Annotated in this window: 15 protein-coding genes; 12 read left to right on the top strand and 3 right to left on the bottom strand. The window is 75.6% G+C overall.

The annotated features are described in order from the left end of the window. The first annotated feature begins 34 nt into the window (after window positions 1-34). Genes PGB27_RS19305 through PGB27_RS19285 form a run of 5 tightly spaced genes read left to right on the top strand, consistent with a single transcriptional unit; the run spans window position 35 to window position 4663 of the window. Entirely contained in the window at window positions 35-1105 is a 1071-nt protein-coding gene (locus PGB27_RS19305; protein ID WP_274202013.1) for a LolA family protein, read from the top strand. After that, window positions 1102-2058: an ABC transporter ATP-binding protein gene (locus PGB27_RS19300; protein WP_274202012.1), complete on the top strand. Its 957-nt coding sequence runs from the start codon at window positions 1102-1104 to the stop codon at window positions 2056-2058. The genes PGB27_RS19305 and PGB27_RS19300 overlap by 4 nt, the downstream gene beginning before the upstream one ends. After that, window positions 2055-2927 carry an ABC transporter permease subunit gene (locus PGB27_RS19295; RefSeq protein ID WP_408630096.1) on the top strand — a complete coding sequence of 291 codons (873 nt, stop codon included), beginning with the start codon at window positions 2055-2057 and terminating at the stop codon, window positions 2925-2927. Before PGB27_RS19300 ends, PGB27_RS19295 begins: the two co-directional genes overlap by 4 nt. Window positions 2928-2986: 59 nt before the next feature. Next, window positions 2987-3196 carry a hypothetical protein gene (locus tag PGB27_RS19290; RefSeq protein ID WP_274202011.1) on the top strand — a complete coding sequence of 70 codons (210 nt, stop codon included), beginning with the start codon at window positions 2987-2989 and terminating at the stop codon, window positions 3194-3196. A 39-nt stretch (window positions 3197-3235) separates the two neighbouring features. Next, window positions 3236-4663: an acyl-CoA synthetase gene (locus PGB27_RS19285; protein ID WP_274202010.1), complete on the top strand. Its 1428-nt coding sequence runs from the start codon at window positions 3236-3238 to the stop codon at window positions 4661-4663. A gap of 49 nt (window positions 4664-4712) precedes the next feature. Here PGB27_RS19285 and PGB27_RS19280 read toward each other — a convergent pair whose 3' ends face one another. Next, window positions 4713-5345 carry an SAM-dependent methyltransferase gene (locus tag PGB27_RS19280; protein WP_274202009.1) on the bottom strand — a complete coding sequence of 211 codons (633 nt, stop codon included), beginning with the start codon at window positions 5343-5345 and terminating at the stop codon, window positions 4713-4715. Next, complete coding sequence (locus PGB27_RS19275) at window positions 5342-6298, bottom strand: NAD(P)/FAD-dependent oxidoreductase (protein ID WP_274202008.1); 957 nt, start codon at window positions 6296-6298, stop codon at window positions 5342-5344. Before PGB27_RS19275 ends, PGB27_RS19280 begins: the two co-directional genes overlap by 4 nt. Window positions 6299-6356: 58 nt before the next feature. Between PGB27_RS19275 and PGB27_RS19270 the strand changes: the two genes are divergently transcribed. From PGB27_RS19270 to PGB27_RS19255, 4 genes are all read left to right on the top strand, one after another. Next, window positions 6357-6938, top strand: a complete 582-nt coding sequence (locus tag PGB27_RS19270) for a helix-turn-helix domain-containing protein (protein WP_274202007.1) — start codon at window positions 6357-6359, stop codon at window positions 6936-6938. Window positions 6939-7062: 124 nt separating this feature from the next. Further along, a complete protein-coding gene (locus PGB27_RS19265; RefSeq protein WP_274202006.1) occupies window positions 7063-8973 on the top strand; it encodes a methylmalonyl-CoA mutase family protein in 1911 nt (636 codons plus the stop codon). After that, complete coding sequence (gene scpA, locus PGB27_RS19260) at window positions 8970-11171, top strand: methylmalonyl-CoA mutase (protein WP_274202005.1); 2202 nt, start codon at window positions 8970-8972, stop codon at window positions 11169-11171. Before PGB27_RS19265 ends, scpA begins: the two co-directional genes overlap by 4 nt. A gap of 65 nt (window positions 11172-11236) precedes the next feature. Beyond that, entirely contained in the window at window positions 11237-12733 is a 1497-nt protein-coding gene (locus tag PGB27_RS19255) for a carotenoid oxygenase family protein (RefSeq protein WP_274202160.1), read from the top strand. Window positions 12734-12751: 18 nt separating this feature from the next. On the opposite strand, the gene PGB27_RS19250 is transcribed toward PGB27_RS19255, so the two are convergent. Beyond that, complete coding sequence (locus PGB27_RS19250) at window positions 12752-13957, bottom strand: MarP family serine protease (RefSeq protein WP_274202004.1); 1206 nt, start codon at window positions 13955-13957, stop codon at window positions 12752-12754. A 131-nt stretch (window positions 13958-14088) separates the two neighbouring features. Here PGB27_RS19250 and meaB point away from each other — a divergent pair, with 131 nt between their 5' ends. From meaB to PGB27_RS19235, 3 genes are read left to right on the top strand one after another with little or no spacing between them, the layout of a single operon-like run. Continuing rightward, entirely contained in the window at window positions 14089-15132 is a 1044-nt protein-coding gene (gene meaB / locus PGB27_RS19245) for a methylmalonyl Co-A mutase-associated GTPase MeaB (protein WP_274202003.1), read from the top strand. Window positions 15133-15165: 33 nt separating this feature from the next. Further along, window positions 15166-15807: an SRPBCC family protein gene (locus tag PGB27_RS19240; protein ID WP_274202002.1), complete on the top strand. Its 642-nt coding sequence runs from the start codon at window positions 15166-15168 to the stop codon at window positions 15805-15807. A 20-nt stretch (window positions 15808-15827) separates the two neighbouring features. Then, window positions 15828-16205 carry a hypothetical protein gene (locus PGB27_RS19235; RefSeq protein WP_274202001.1) on the top strand — a complete coding sequence of 126 codons (378 nt, stop codon included), beginning with the start codon at window positions 15828-15830 and terminating at the stop codon, window positions 16203-16205. Window positions 16206-16263: the final 58 nt, after the last annotated feature.

Genomic DNA, 16263 nt, shown 5'->3' with positions numbered 1-16263 from the left:
GACGGTCTCAGCATCCCGCGGCCACGATGGGGTCATGGGTCGCAGGAGCTGGGTCGGGGCAGGGCTGGGGGCGGCGCTCGTCGGCGCCGTCGGCGTGGGGCTCGTGGTCGCCCCGGCGGGCGCGTCCGCGGCGCCGCCGCTGCCGCCGGTGAGCCCGGAGGACCTCGTGTCCTCGGTGATCCGGGCGGAGCCGGGGGCGTTCGCCGGCGAGGTCGAGGTCGACAACGCCCTGGGCCTGCCCGCCGTCCCGGGCGTGCCGCAGCTCGCGAACGGGACGTCGACGGTGCGGGTGTGGTCCGGCGGCGAGGGCCGCGGCCGGGTGGCGCTCCCGTCGCCGGACGGCGAGCGCACGCTCGTCTCGGACGGCACGACGCGCTGGTCGTACGACTCCCGCGACCGCACCGCGACCCGCGCGCCCGCCGGGGAGGGTCGCGACGGGCCGCCCGGCGAGGTGGCGCAGGACCCGACGGCCGCCGCGACCCAGGCGGTGGCGACGCTGCGGCAGACGAGCACCGTCGCGGTCGACGGCACCGCCGAGGTCGCGGGGCGTCCGGTCTACCAGCTGGTCCTGACGCCGCAGCCCACCGAGCGCACCCTCCTGCGCGAGGTGCGCGTCGCCGTCGACGCCGAGACCCGCCAGCCGCTGCAGCTCACCGTGCTCGCGCAGGGGTCGGGCGAGCCGGCGCTGCGGGTGGGCTTCTCCGAGATCACCTACGGGCCGCAGGATCCGTCGCTGTTCACCTTCACCCCGCCGCCGGGCACGACGGTGCGCGACGCGCCGGCCCGCGACGGCGAGCAGCGTCCCGACGGCGACCGGCAGGGCACCACCGTCGGTGACGGCTGGGACACCGTGGTGATCGGCCAGGCGCCGCGGCCCGGCGAGGGCGGGCCCCAGGACGGCCAGGACGGCCAGGAGGGCCAGGACGATCCGCAACGGCCCGAGGGCGCCCCGGACCTGTCCGCGCTGGGCACGCCGGTGTCCGGCCCGTGGGGCAGCGGCCGGGTGATCACGACGGCCGTGGCCACGGTGATCGTCACCGACGACGGCCGGATCGCCGCCGGCGCCGTGCCGCAGCAGGTGCTCACCGAGGCCCTGGCCCGGTGACGGCCGCCCCGTCGGTGGCCGCGCCGGCCACCGCCGCCGCCCCGGATGCGGTCGCCGCCCGGGTCCGGGGCCTGCGCAAGACGTTCGGGTCGACGGTCGCCGTCGACGACGTCGACCTCGACGTCCCCGCCGGCGCGGTGCTCGGGATGCTCGGTCCCAACGGCTCGGGCAAGACCACGCTGATCCGCATGCTGCTCGGGCTCACCCGCCCGACCGCGGGCACGGTCGAGCTCCTCGGGCACGCGGGCGACGACCTCACCGCGGCGCTGCCCGACGTCGGCGCCCTGGTGGAGGGGCCGGGCTTCCACCCGTTCCTGTCCGGCCGCGACAACCTGCTGCGTGCCGCGGCCGCCGAGCCCCGCCTCGACGGCGACCTGCGCGGGCCGGTGGACGCGGCGCTCGAGCGGGTCGGGCTCGCCGACGCCGCCCGCCGGCGCTACCGCGGCTACTCGCTCGGGATGAAGCAGCGGCTCGGGCTCGCGGCGGCGCTGCTGGTCCCGCGCCGGCTGGTCGTGCTCGACGAGCCGACGAACGGGCTCGATCCGGCCGGCACGCGCGACGTGCGGCGGGTGGTGGCCGAGCTGCGCGACGCCGGCGCCACGGTCCTGCTGTCGTCGCACCTGCTCGCCGAGGTCGAGGCGGTCTGCACCCACGTCGCGGTGCTGCAGACCGGGACGCTGCTGGTGTCCGGCGAGCTGCGGGCGCTGCTCGAGGCGGACGCGGGAGGCCTGGTCGTCAGCACGCCCGACGTCGACGACGCGATCCTCGCCCTGCGCGAGGCCGGCGCGCCGTCCTACCGCGCCGAGGGCGGCGTGGCGGTCCCGCCGGGCGCGCTCGAGGCCCCGGAGATCGTGGCCGCGCTCGTGGGGGCCGGGGTCGCGGTGTGGGAGGTCCACCGCCGCCGCGCCCACCTCGAGGAGCTCTTCGCCCGCCTGACCGAGGAGGACGCGTGACCACGGTGTCCACCAGCGCGCCCGCCGCGACGCCGGCGTCGACCCGCTCGGTCGCCCCGCTCGGGCGGCTCGCCGCGGCCGAGGTCCGCTGGGTCCTGCGCCGGCCCCGCACGCTGGTCCTGCTCGGGCTGCTGGCGCTGGTGCCCGTCGCGCTCGGGATCGGCATCGCGCTCACCGGCGGCCCGGGCGACGGCGACGGCCCGGGCCTGGTCGCGGCGGTGGCCGGCAACGGCCTGGTGCTGCCCATCGCCGCCCTCGGCCTCGCGCTCTCGCTCCTGCTCCCGCTGACGGTGGCCACGGCGGCCGCCGACGCCCTGGCCGGCGAGGCGGCGCACGGCACGCTGCGCGGGCTCCTGCTCGCCCCCGTCGGGCGGGTCCGCCTGGTCGTCATGAAGGCGGCCGGGGTGCTCACGGTCGCCGTGCTGGCGGTCCTCGTCGTCGCCGTGGTCGGCGTCGTCACGGGCATGGTCGTCGTCGGCGGGCCCGGCGGCACCATGATCACGCTCTCCGGCACGACGCTCGGGCTCGGCGAGGCCCTCGGCCGCGTCGCGCTCGTGGCGGGCTGGACGATCGTGCAGCTGCTGGCGGTCGCCGCGGTCGCCCTCGCGGTCTCGGCGTTCACCGAGCACCCGCTCGTCGTGCTCGCCGCCGTCCTGGGCGGCCTGATCGTCTTCGGTGTCCTCGCGGCGGTGCCCTCGCTCGAGTGGCTCCAGCCCCTGCTGCTGACCTCGGGCTGGACCGCAGGGGCCGACGCCCTGCGCGACCCGCTGCCGCTCGACGACCTGGCCTCGAGCACCGGGCGCGCGCTGGTCTACGTCGTCCTCGGCGCCGCGGTGACGGTGTGGCGGATGCGGCGCCGGGACGGGTAGCGCCTCAGACGAACGCGGCCCGGTGCTCGTGCGCCCACTGCGCGAAGGTGCGCCCGGGCTTGCCGAGGACCGGGGCGACGTCCTCCACGACCCCGGCGCCCACGAAGGGCCGTCACGGCACCGTCCACGCCGGACTCGACCCGACCGTGTTCCCGACGATCACGGCCCTCCGCCCGCTGCTCACGACCGGCGGGGGCGACGAGCGCGACGCCTGGAAGCTGCGGGTGATCGTCGACGGGTTGCTGGCGCGGAGCCGACCGCCGGGGTAGCCGCGCGCGACCGCCGGGGCCTTGCCCATCATTGGGGCCATGACGCTGCTGCGGGCACTGGCCGAGGGGGCCCTCGACGATCCCGACGCGATCCGTGTCGGCGACACCGCCATGTCCGGTCCCGAGCTGCTCGGCGCGGCGGCCGTCGTCGCCGACCAGATCCGCGAGCGGTCCGACGACAACCCGGTCGCGGTGCTCGCCGAACCGACCGCCCAGACGGTCGTGGGGATGGTGGGCGGCCTGCTCGCCGGCGTGCCCGTCGTGCCGGTGCCGCCCGACACCGGTCCGGGCGAGCGCGGTCACGTCATCGCCGACTCCGGCGCCACGCTGTGGATCGGGGACCGGCCGCACGACGTCGCGCTGCCATCCCGCAAGATCGACCTGAACCGCCGCAGCGGCGACGTCGCCCGTGAGGCGCCCAACGACGGCCCCGCGCTGGTGCTCTACACGTCCGGCACCACCGGCGCGCCCAAGGGCGTGCTGCTCTCGCGCCGAGCGATGGCGGCCGGGCTCGACGGGCTCGCCGACGCCTGGGACTGGACCGCCCAGGACACCCTCGCCCACGGCCTGCCCCTGTTCCACGTGCACGGGCTGGTGCTCGGGGTGTTCGGCGCGCTGCGGATCGGCTCGCCGCTGGTGCACGTCGGGCGGCCCAAGCCGTCGGCGTACGCGGCGGCCGTCCGCGACCACGGCGCGACGCTGCTGTTCGGGGTCCCGACGATCTGGTCGCGCATCGCCGCCGACCCGGAGGCCGCCGCCGCCCTGCGCCCGGCCCGCCTGCTCGTGTCGGGCAGCGCGCCGCTGCCCGTGTCGGTGTTCGAGCAGCTGCGCGAGCTCACGGGCCAGGCGCCGGTCGAGCGCTACGGGATGAGCGAGACCATGATCACCCTGTCGGTGCGGGCCGACGGCGAGCGTCGGCCCGGCTGGGTCGGCGTGCCGGTCGCCGGGGTGGAGACGCGGCTGGCGTCCACCGACGAGGAGGACGAGGGCGAGCTGCTCCCGCACGACGGCGAGACGATCGGCGAGCTGCAGCTGCGCGGCCCCGGCCTGTTCGACGGCTACCTCGGCCGGCCCGAGGCGACCGCCGCGACCTGGACCCCGGACCGCTGGTTCCGCACCGGCGACGCCGCGGTGATCGACGAGGGCGGCTACCACCGCATCGTCGGCCGACGCTCGGTCGACCTCATCAAGACCGGCGGCTACCGCGTCGGCGCCGGCGAGATCGAGACCGCGCTGCTCGAGCACGAGGGCATCCGCGAGGCGGCGGTGGTCGGCGAGCCCGACAATGACCTGGGCCAGCGGATCGTCGCCCACGTCGTCCTCGCCGGCGACCCCGTCGACCCCGAGGAGGTCATCGCCTTCGTCGCCGACCGCCTCTCGGCGCACAAGCGGCCCCGCGAGGTCCGCGTCGTCGACGCCCTGCCCCGCAACGCCATGGGCAAGGTCCAGAAGGCGCGCCTGTCGTAGCAGCGAACGCGCTGTTCGCTGCTTCTACGCGCGCGAAGTCCCCGTTCGCTCACATCGGCCGGCGCAGCCGCAGCACCGCGTCGTAGAGGAACCGCGGGCGACCGTCGGGCTGGACGGCGTCCCGGCCCCGGCGCTCGGCGACCTCGACCGTCCAGCCCGCGATCGCGTCCCCGAGCTCGTCGACCAGCTCCTCGGCGGTCGCGAACATGTCCGGCGGGTGGTGGTGGGCGGCCTCGGGCGGCATGCCCTCCGGGTCGTGCCCCACGAGCAGCGTGCCCCCGGGCGCGACGGCGCCCGCGACCGCCCGGTAGAGGCGCGGCCGCTCGGCGCCCGGCAGCTGCATGAAGTGCATCGTCACGAGGTCGAACCCGCCCGGGAGGTCGTCGGCGAAGAGGTCGACCGCGCGCGTCGTCACCCGCTCGGCGACGCCCTCGGACGCCGCCCGCGCGGCCACCCGCTCGAGGGCCACGCCGGAGACGTCGATCGCCGTGACCCGCCACCCGCGGACCGCGAGCCAGATCGCGTCGCCGCCCTCGCCGCTGCCGACGTCGAGGGCCGTGCCCGGCGCGAGGTCGGCAACCTCGGCCACGAGCACCGCGTTCGGCTCGCCGCTCCACACCCGCTCCGTGGCGCCGTAGCGCTCGTCCCAGAACGCGGCGGTGTACTGCTCGTGGGTGGTCATGCGAGTGCTCCCTCCCTCAGGCGGGCGACGGCCCGCGCGGTGTCCTCCTCGACGAGGTCGGCGTTGATCCGCGCGCCCGCCATCGTGCCCGCCGCGGCGGCGGCGACGACCTGGGCGGACAGGTCGGCGACGTTGCCCGCGACCCAGACGCCGGGCACCTCGGTCCGCCCGGTGGTGTCGACGGTCGCGACGTAGCGCCCGCCCCACGGGTGGTCGACGACCGGGACGCCGAGGTCCTCGAGCACCGCGCTGCGCGCGACGAACCGCGGCCCGACCACCAGCGCGGTGCGCGGCACGATCCGCCCGCCCGCGAGGCGCACGCCGGTGAGGCGGCCGTCGGCGGTCTCCAGGCCGGCGACCTCCTCGTCGATCACCGTGACGCCGAGCGCGGCGAGCTGCTCGGCCTCCTCGTCGGTCGGCGCGGGCGCGTGGTGGCGCAGGTAGACGAGGTCGGCGGTGAGCTGCCGGAAGAGCTTGACCTGGTGCAGGCTGTTCGGACCGCTGCCCAGGACGGCGACGGGCTGGTCGCGCACCTCCCAGCCGTGGCAGTACGGGCAGTGCAGCACGTCGTGGCCCCACAGCTCGCGCACGCCGGGCAGGTCGGGCAGCTCGTCGACCAGGCCGGTCGCGACGAGCAGCCGGCGCGCGTGCAGCGTGTCGCCGTCGGCGGTGTCGGTGGCGAACAGCCCGCCGTCGCGCCGGGCCGCGATCGCCGAGCCGGCGCGTATCCGGCCGCCGTAGAACTCGACCTCCGCACGCCCGAGGCGCACGAGCTCGGCGGGCGGCAGGCCGTCGCGGGTGAGGAAGGCGTGCACCCCGTCGGCGGGGGCGTTGCGGGGCTCGCCGGCGTCGAGCACGAGCACCGAGCGGCGGGAACGGGCGAGGGTCAGCGCGCCGGACAGTCCGGCCGCGCCGCCCCCGAGGACGAGGACGTCGAGGGGTTCATCGGTCATGACCCGAGCGTCCGCCGACGGGGCACGCACGACGAGGATTCTTGCCATAGTGGCAAACATGTCCACCGACGTCCTCGACGACCTGGGCGCCCGCCTCGCGACGCGGCGGCGCCGCGAGGGCCTGGGCCTCGCGGAGCTCTCCGAGCGCACCGGCATCTCGGTCAGCACCCTCTCGCGCCTCGAGCACGGCGGCCGGCGCGCCACCCTCGAGCTGCTCCTGCCCCTGGCCACCGTCTACGGCACCGGGCTCGACGAGCTGGTCGGGCTGCGCGAGGCCCGGCCCGCCCGCGACGCGCCGGTCTCGCGCAGCGAGGACACGGTGATGTACCGGCTCTCGCGCAGCCCCGGCCAGCCCGCGGCCTACAAGTTCGTCTTCTCGCCCGCGCGGCACACCCCGCCCGCCGAGCTCCCGACCCACCAGGGCTGGGAGTGGGTCTACGTCCTCGCCGGGCGCCTGCGGGTCATCAACGGCGACAGCGACCTCGTCCTGCGTCCCGGCGAGGCGACGGAGATCGACACCCGCCGCCCCCACTGGCTCGGGAGCACCGGCGACGGCCCGGTCGAGGTCCTCGCGCTCTTCGGGCGCCAGGGCGAGCGGGTGCACATGCGCGGGTCGCGAACGGGGACTTCGGACGCGTAGAGGCAGCGAACCGCCCGTTCGTTGCAACCCCCGGACCCCGACTCGACCGATTCCGCTCGCCCGCACCGGTGGCCTGGCGCACGGAGGCGAACCGGTCGGGCCTGACCGTCCTACGATCCCGCGCATGACCGCAGCGGAGCCCACCGAGAGCCCGGAGGACCTGACGCTGGCCGGCGAGTTCGACGCGCCGACCCGCGAGCAGTGGCGCGAGCTGGTCGCGGGCGTGCTGGCGAAGTCGGGCCGCGAGCTGTCCCCGGAGGAGGCCGAGGCGGCGCTCGCGACCGTCACCGACGACGGCATCACCATCGCCGGCCTCTACGCCGAGGAAGACGCCCCGCACGTCCCCGTCGGCGTGCCGGGCCTGCCGCCGTTCGTGCGCGGCGCCCGCGCCGAGGGCCAGGTCGCCGAGGGCTGGCTGGTCCGCCAGCGCCATGCGTTCCCGGCCGACGGCGACCTCGGCGAGGCCCACGACGTGCTCATGGCCGAGCTGGAGAACGGCGTCTCGTCGCTGTGGCTCGTCCTCGGCGACGCCGGCGGCCCGCCCGTCGACGCGCTCCCGACGCTGCTCGAGGGCGTGTTCGTCGACCTCGCGCCGATCGCGCTCGAGGCCGGCCGCGACACCCCCGACGCCGCCGCCGCGCTCCTGCGGTTCGCCGAGCAGGCCGGCTCCGGAGCCATCGGCGGGTCGCTCGGCTACGACCCGCTGCTCGACCGCACCCAGGGCGGCGACGCCCTGACCGACGCCTACCGCGACGCCCTCGTCGAGCACAGCCGGACCGCCGCGGCGAGCCACCCCGAGCTGCGCACCGTCGTCGCCGACGCCCTGCCCTACCACCGCGCGGGCGGCAGCGACGCCCAGGAGCTCGGCGCCGCGCTGGCCGCCGGGGTGCACGCGCTGCGGCTGCTCACCGAGGGCCAGGACGAGGGGGGCGGGGGCCTCGACACCGACGACGCCTTCCGCCGCATCGAGTTCCGGTTCGCGGCCACCGCCGACCAGTTCGCGACGCTCGCCAAGCTCCGCGCCGCGCGGCGCTGCTGGGAGCGGATCGGTGCGGTGTCCGGCGCCTCCGAGAGCGCCCGCGCCATGCACCAGCACGCCGTCACGAGCCCCGCCATGATCACCCGGCGCGACCCGTGGGTGAACATGCTGCGCACCACCGTCGCCGCCGTCGGCGCCGGGCTGGGCGGGGCCGCCGCGGTCACCGTGCTGCCCTTCGACAGCGAGCTCGGGCGTCCCGACGAGGCCGCCCGCCGCCTCGCGCGCAACACCCAGGCGCTGCTGCTCGAGGAGTCGCACCTGGCGCACGTCATCGACCCGGCCGGCGGCTCCTGGTACGTCGAGTCGCTGACCGACGCCCTGGCCCACGCCGCCTGGGAGGAGTTCACGCGCATCGAGCGCGACGGCGGCGTCGCGGCCGTCCTCGACGAGGGGAGCCTGGCCGCCCGCCTCGACGAGACCTGGCACCAGCGCGCCGCGCGCATCGCCCGGCGCCAGGACCCCATCACCGGCGTCAGCGAGTTCCCGAACCTGCACGAGGAGCTGCCGCGACGGGACCCGCTCCCGATCACCGAGCACGAGGGCGGCCTGCCCCGGCGGCGCTACGCGCAGGTCTTCGAGGAGCTCCGCGACCGCGCCGACGCGGCCGAGAGCAGGCCGACCGTCTTCCTCGCCACCATCGGCAGGCTCGCCGAGTACACCGCCCGCGCGTCGTTCACGACGAACCTGCTGAACGCCGGCGGCGTGGCCACCGTCGACGGGCCCGGCGGGACCGATCCGCAGGAGATCGCGAGCGCGTTCCGCGAGGCGGGCACCCCGGTGGCGGTGATCGCGTCGTCGGACAAGGTCTACGACCAGCACGCCGCCGACGTCGCCGCGGCCCTGCGCGAGGCCGGCGCGACGCGCATCCTGCTGGCGGGGAAGAAGGACGTCGAGGGCGTCGACGCCACCCTCTACGCCGGGTGCGACGCCGCCGCCGTTCTCCGCGACACCCTCGAGGCCCTTGCCCAGGAGAAGACGGAAGAGGACCCGGCATGACCATCCCGAACTTCGGTGACGTCGAGCTCGGCACGCCCGAGGGCCCGTCGCAGGACTGGGAAGCAGCGCTCGAGGCCGCCACCGGCAAGGGCGCCGAGGACCTGGTCTGGGAGACCCCCGAGGGCATCGGGGTCAAGCCGCTCTACACCGACGCGGACCTCGAGGGCCTCGACTTCCTGCACACCTACCCGGGCATCACGCCGTACCTGCGCGGGCCGTACCCGACGATGTACGTGACCCAGCCCTGGACCGTGCGCCAGTACGCGGGCTTCTCGACGGCCGCCGAGTCGAACGCCTTCTACCGGCGCAACCTCGCCGCCGGGCAGAAGGGCCTCTCGGTCGCGTTCGATCTGCCCACCCACCGCGGCTACGACTCCGACAACCCCCGCGTCGCCGGGGACGTCGGGATGGCCGGGGTGTCGATCGACTCGATCCTCGACATGCGCCAGCTGTTCGACGGCATCCCGCTGGACCGCATGTCGGTGTCGATGACCATGAACGGGGCCGTGCTCCCGGTGATGGCGCTCTACGTCGCCGCCGCCGAGGAGCAGGGGGTGTCGCCGGAGCAGCTGGCCGGGACCATCCAGAACGACATCCTCAAGGAGTTCATGGTCCGCAACACCTACATCTACCCGCCGAAGCCGTCGATGCAGATCATCTCGGACATCTTCAGCTACACCAGCGAGAAGATGCCGAAGTTCAACTCGATCTCCATCTCCGGCTACCACATCCAGGAGGCCGGGGCCTCGGCCGACCTGGAGCTGGCCTACACGCTGGCGGACGGGGTGGAGTACCTGCGGGCCGGCCGTGATTCCGGTCTGACGATCGACGAGTTCGCGCCGCGGCTGTCCTTCTTCTGGGGCATCGGCATGAACTACTTCATGGAGATCGCCAAGCTCCGGGCCGCCCGGCTGCTGTGGGCGAAGCTCGTGCACTCCTTCGGGGCGGAGAACCCCAAGTCGCTCTCGCTGCGGACGCACTCGCAGACCTCCGGCTGGTCGCTGACCGCCCAGGACGTCTACAACAACGTCGTCCGCACCTGCGTCGAGGCGATGGCCGCCACCCAGGGGCACACCCAGTCGCTGCACACCAACGCGCTCGACGAGGCGCTGGCGCTGCCCACCGACTTCTCCGCGCGCATCGCCCGCAACACCCAGCTGCTGCTCCAGCAGGAGTCGGGCACCACGCGCACCGTCGACCCGTGGGGCGGCTCGGCGTACGTCGAGCGCCTGACCCGCGAGCTGGCCGGCCGGGCCTGGGCCCACATCCAGGAGGTCGAGTCCACCGGCGGCATGGCGCAGGCGATCGACGAGGGCCTGCCGAAGATGCGCATCGAGGAGGCCGCGGCCCGCACCCAGGCGCGGATCGACTCGGGGCGCCAGCCGCTGATCGGCGTCAACAAGTACCCGCTGACCTCGGGCGAGGACGTCGACGTGCTCAAGGTCGACAACAAGGACGTGCTGCGCCAGCAGGTCGAGCGGCTCAAGGAGCTGCGGGAGAACCGCGACGACGACGCCGTGCGTTCGTCCCTCGAGGCCTTGACCAACGCCGCCCGCGCCGCCTCCGAGGGGACGCGGGAGGCCGGCCTCGACGGCAACCTGCTCAAGCTCGCCATCGACGCGGCCCGCGCGAAGGCCAGCGTCGGGGAGATCTCCGACGCGCTGGAGGAGGTCTACGGCCGGCACCGCTCGGACGTCCGGACGATCTCCGGGGTCTACCGTGACGAGGTGGGCGAGAACTCCGCGGTCGAGCAGGCCCGGCAGGCCGCCGCGCGCTTCGAGGAGGCCGAGGGCCGCCGGCCCCGCATCCTCGTCGCCAAGATGGGTCAGGACGGCCACGACCGGGGGCAGAAGGTCATCGCCACCGCGTTCGCCGACCTCGGGTTCGACGTCGACGTGGGCCCGCTGTTCCAGACGCCCGCCGAGGTCGCGCGCCAGGCCGTCGAGGCCGACGTGCACGTCGTCGGCGTCTCGTCGCTCGCGGCCGGGCACCTGTCGCTGGTCCCGGCCTTGCGCGACGAGCTCGCGCAGGCCGGTGCCGAGGAGATCCTCATCGTCGCCGGCGGCGTCATCCCGCCCGGCGACCACCAGGAGCTGCTCGACAACGGCGCCGCCGCGATCTTCGGCCCGGGCACGGTGATCGCCGAGGCCGCGACCCAGCTGCTCGGCACGCTGTCCGAGCGGCTGGGGCACGCCTAGCCCGCTCGCGTGGCAGGCCCGGGTCGCACGGGGGAGGCTCGGGGGAGTCGAGCACGGAGGTTCTCCTGACCGCCGCCGAGGACGCCCGCCCTCTCCACCTGTCCGGTCACTACGCGCCGGTACCCGACGAGATCGACGCTGTCGACCTGCCCGTCGAGGGCACGCTGCCGCCGGAGCTCGACGGGCGCTACGTCCGCAACGGGCCGAACCCGCTGCCCGGAGCCGACCCGGGGCACTGGTTCCGGGGCCACGGGATGCTGCACGGCGTGCGCCTGCAGCGCGGGCGGGCGCTCTGGTACCGCAACCGCTGGGTCCGCACCGGCGCGCTGGCCGGCCGCCGCTACCTGACCTGGCGGGGGGTCGACCTCACGGCGGTGCCGGCCAACACCCACGTCATCGAGCACGGCGGGAAGCTGCTCGCGCTCGTGGAGCAGGGCCTGCCGTACGAGGTCGACCGCGACCTCGGATCCGTGGGCCCCTGCGACTTCGGCGGGCGGCTGCGCACGGCGATGACCGCGCACCCGAAGGCCGACCCGGTCACCGGCGAGCTGCACTTCTACGGCTACTCGCCGGTGCCCCCGTTCCTGACCTACCACCGGCTCTCCGCCGCGGGGGAGCTCGTGGTCAGCCGTCGGGTCTCGGTCCGGCGCCCGACCCTGATGCACGACGCCGCCATCACGGCGCGGCACACGGTCTGGCTGGACCTCCCGCTGACGTTCTCGCTGCGGCACATCCGGGCCGGCTTCCCGTTCGTCTGGGACGAGTCCTACGGCGCGCGCCTCGGCGTGATGCGCCACGACGACCCGACCGCGACGGTGCGGTGGTTCGAGATCGACCCCTGCTACGTCTTCCACGTGGGCACCGCCCACGAGGACGCCGACGGCCGCATCGTCGTCGACGGATCCCGCTACGACGCCGCGGACATGGCGGCGCAGTGGGCGCCGCCGACGCGACGGCGACGGGGCCTCAGCCAGAGCCTCAGCCAGAGCCTCAGCCAGAGCCTCCGCCGGGGCCTCCGCCGGCCCGGCGCCCGGGACGACCCGGAGGCGACGCGTGCCGCGGCGGGAGCCGCGGGCGCGGACCCCGCGGGCCGGGCGGCCGGCACCGGCGCGGCCCGGATGCACCGCTGGGTCCTCGACCCCGCCACCGGTCGGGTGTCCGAGGGCCCGCTCGACGACCGTCCCGTGGAGTTCCCCACCGTCGACCCGGAGCGCGTCGGCCGCGCCGCCCGCTACCGCTACGGCGTCACCTCGTCGCCGGCCACCAACGCGATCCTCAAGATGGACCTGGCGACCGGGAGGACCCTCGCCCACGAGCTCGGGCCCGAGGTCAAGGCCGGGGAGGCCGTGTTCGTCCCGTCCGGGTGCGCCGGTCGGGGCGAGGACGACGGCTGGTTGCTGACGATCACCACGCGCGCCGACGGCTCGGCCTCGCGGCTGCTCGTGCTGGACGCCACCGACGTGACCCGGACCGTCGCCACGGTCACCCTGCCCCGTGGCGTGCCCTCGGGCTTCCACGGCTCCTGGATCCCCGAGCCGTCGGCGGAGGGGCCGGCGGCGTGAGGGCGGGCTGAGGCCGGCTCAGAACCGGCAGGCCCCGGTGTCGACCGCCGTGTCGCGGGCGACGGCCTCGACGACCACCGGGCGCACCTGCTCGACGGTCAGGGCGTAGCCGGTGGCGCTGCCGTCGGGGGCGCCGGCGAACACCACCCCACCGACCTGGCCGTCGGCGGTGACGAACGGCCCGCCCGAGTCGCCGCGCTCGACCGCGGCGGCGAGGACGAGCACCTCGCGACGCACCGACGCGTCGCCGTCGACGTCGCGTCCGACGGCGTCGATCCGCGTGCGGACGGTGGCCGGCTCCACCACCAGGTCAGTGCTCCCACCCGGGAAGCCGAGGGTGGCGCCCTCGTCGCCCCGCCCCACGGTCGCCTCGCTCCACGCCAGCGGGGGCGCGCCGAGCCCGGGCGCCGACAGCACGGCCACGTCGATCGCGGGATCGACGAGGACCGCCTCCGCGGTGTGTCGGCCCGTCGTGTCCTCGACGGTCAGCCGGTCGAAGCCCGCCACCACGTGGGCGTTGGTGACGACGAAGCCGGGCGCCGTCACGAAGCCGGAGCCGAAGCCGATCGCGGTGCCGCAGCCCACGCCCCGGACCCGGACGGTGCTCGGCTGCCCGGCCCGGGCCGCCGCCGCCACCGCGGCGTCGGCGGTCGCCGGGACCGGCGGAGCCGTGATCCCGCCGCCCACCCCGGCGAACACCGCGGGAAAGCCCTGCCGGTCCAGGTAGGCCGCGACCTCGCCGACGACCGCGGGGGTCGGGGGCAGGGACCGGTCGAGGGCGCCGACGATCTCAGAGCCCTGCACCTGCCGGGCCACCGCCGGGATCGGGCCCTGCGCGAGCACCCCCGCGAGGAGCCACACGACGAGGGCGGTGCCGGCCAGACCGACCCCCAGCCCGAGCACCCGGTCGACGGTCCCGGCGCCGGCCCGGACGACGCCGCGTCGCAGCGCCAGACCGAGACGCAGACCGATCCCCTGCCCGACGAGGATGGCCACGAGGAGCAGCCCGAGGCTCAGCAGGGCGGCCCCGGCGCCCGGGTCGTCGAGGAACCACGCCGTGATCCGGGGCGCCACCCACGCACCCGCCAGCAGGCCGAGGACCAGGCCGCCGAGCGAGAGCAGCTGGACGAGCGCGCCCTGACGCCAGCCCCGGAGCAGTGCGAGCAGGGCGACGACGACGAGGACGCCGTCCAGGATGTTCGGGGAGAGCCCCTGCCCGGGCACGTGCCGCACCTCCGTGTCTGCGATGGCTGTCCCCACTCTCCGCCCTCGACCATGGCGGCGGGGTGTGCTGCGCACCGCAGCGGCGGAGGAGTCGCGGCGATCTCGCCGACGACGCGACCCGTGTCCGTAAGATGACCGACCGTGTCGTGCGGGGTCATCGGGCAGGCGACGTGAGCGACATCGACCTGGAGAAGTACGTCGACGGCGTCCGCTCCGGCTCCCGGCTCTGGATCGGGCGGGCGATCACGCTCGTCGAGTCGACGCGACCCGACCACCGCGAGGCCGCCCAGGAGCTGCTCGTCGAGCTCCTGCCCCACGCCGGCGGGGCGCGGCGGATCGGCATCTCCGGGGTGCCCGGGGTCGGGAAGTCGACGTTCATCGGGGCGCTCGGGTCGACGCTGACGGCCCAGGGCTCGAAGGTCGCGGTGCTCGCCGTCGACCCGTCGTCGACCCGCAGCGGCGGCTCGATCCTCGGCGACAAGACGCGGATGAACGAGCTCGCCACCGACGACGACGCCTTCATCCGCCCCTCACCGACGGCCGGCACGCTCGGCGGGGTCGCGAAGGCGACGCGCGAGACGATGGTCGTCATGGAGGCCGCGGGCTACGACGTCGTCATCGTCGAGACGGTCGGCGTCGGGCAGTCCGAGACGACCGTGGCGCAGATGGTCGACTCGTTCCTCTTCCTGACCCTCGCCCGCACCGGTGACTCGCTACAGGGCATCAAGCGCGGCATCCTCGAGATCGCCGACGTCATCGCCGTCAACAAGGCCGACGGGCCGCACGCGCGCGAGGCGAAGCGGGCCGCGCGCGAGCTCGAGCAGGCGCTCGCGATGCTGCGGGGCAGCCAAGAACCTGGATCTGGCAGCGAGACGTGGAAGGTCCCGGTCCTGACCTGCAGCGCGGCGGAGAGGACCGGGCTCGACGACGTGTGGTCGGCGCTGGTGCGCCACCAGGAGCACCTCGACTCCGGCGGCGGGCTGGCCGAGAAGCGCGCCCAGCAGCAGGTCGACTGGACCTGGCAGATGGTCCGCGACCGGCTGCTCGGGCGGCTCAAGGACCACCCGCAGGTCAAGGGCATGCGCGCCGAGCTCGAGCACGAGGTCCGGGCCGGGGAGCTCACCCCGGCGCTGGCCGCCGACCGCATCCTCACCGCGTTCCTCGACCCTTCTTGAGTCACTGCTTATAGAAGCGCTAGCTTATCCAGCGTGGACGTACAGCACGAGATCTCCGCGACCCGCCGCACCGTCGGCTCCCGCACCCTCGAGGCGGGGGAGGCCGCCCTCGTCACGGTGAGCCGGGCGTTCCCCACCGACGTCGACGACCTCTGGTGCGCCTGCACGCAGGCCGACCGCATCGCCCGGTGGTTCCTGCCGGTCAGCGGGGAGCTGCGCCTCGGCGGGCGGTACCAGCTCGAGGGCAACGCGGGCGGCACGGTCACCGCCTGCGACCCGCCGCGCGGCTTCGACGCGACCTGGGAGTTCGGGGGCGGGGTCAGCTGGATCGAGGTGCGGCTCGATCCGGAGGGGGCCGGTGACCCGGCTGCGGCGCGCTTCACCCTGACCCACATCGCGCACGTCGACGACGACCACTGGCGCACCTACGGCCCGGGCGCGGCCGGGATCGGCTGGGACCTGGGACTGCTGGGGCTGGGTCTGCACCTCGGGACGGGCGCGGGGGTGTCCCCGGAGCAGGCCGAGGCCTGGTCGGTGTCCGACGAGGGGCGTGCGTTCATCGCGGCGTCGGGCGAGGCCTGGGCGGCCGCGAGCGCCGAGGCGGGGATGCCGGTCGACGACGCCGAGGCCCGCGCCGCGCGCACGGTCGCGTTCTACACGGGTGCGGAGGTCTGACACCGGGGTAGACCGTGACCATGAGCGAGGCACCGGAGCCTGCGGGCGGCCAGAATCCGCTGTGGAGCGTCGTGAGCGGCCTGCGCGGGCTCGCGGAGAACGTGGTCAAGGCCGCGGGATCGGCGGCGCCGCTGAGCGAGCTGCCGGCGCTGCCGGAGGTCGCGACGCACCCCGGGGCGATGTCGGCGGCCCAGCTCGGGGCCATGCGCTCGGCGATCCAGGCCCAGCGCGACGCGGTGGCCGCGATGCAGAGCCAGCTCGCGGCGTTCGACGAGCAGCTCGAGGTCCTCCAACGACTGCTCGTCCCGCTCGCGGAGTGGAGCGCGACCTGGGCGCGGCTGGAGAGCCGCGTCATCCCCGGCGGCCGGCCGGGCAAGGACGACGCCGACCAGGGTTAGGCGCCCGTCCTCGCCATCCGGGTTGGTGGCGGGCGGGACTCGGGTAGTCGGACCGGTA

Source organism: Actinomycetospora lemnae (assembly GCF_028737315.1).
Taxonomy (GTDB): Bacteria; Actinomycetota; Actinomycetes; order Mycobacteriales; family Pseudonocardiaceae; genus Actinomycetospora; species Actinomycetospora lemnae.
This window is presented reverse-complemented; position numbering and strand designations above follow the sequence as displayed.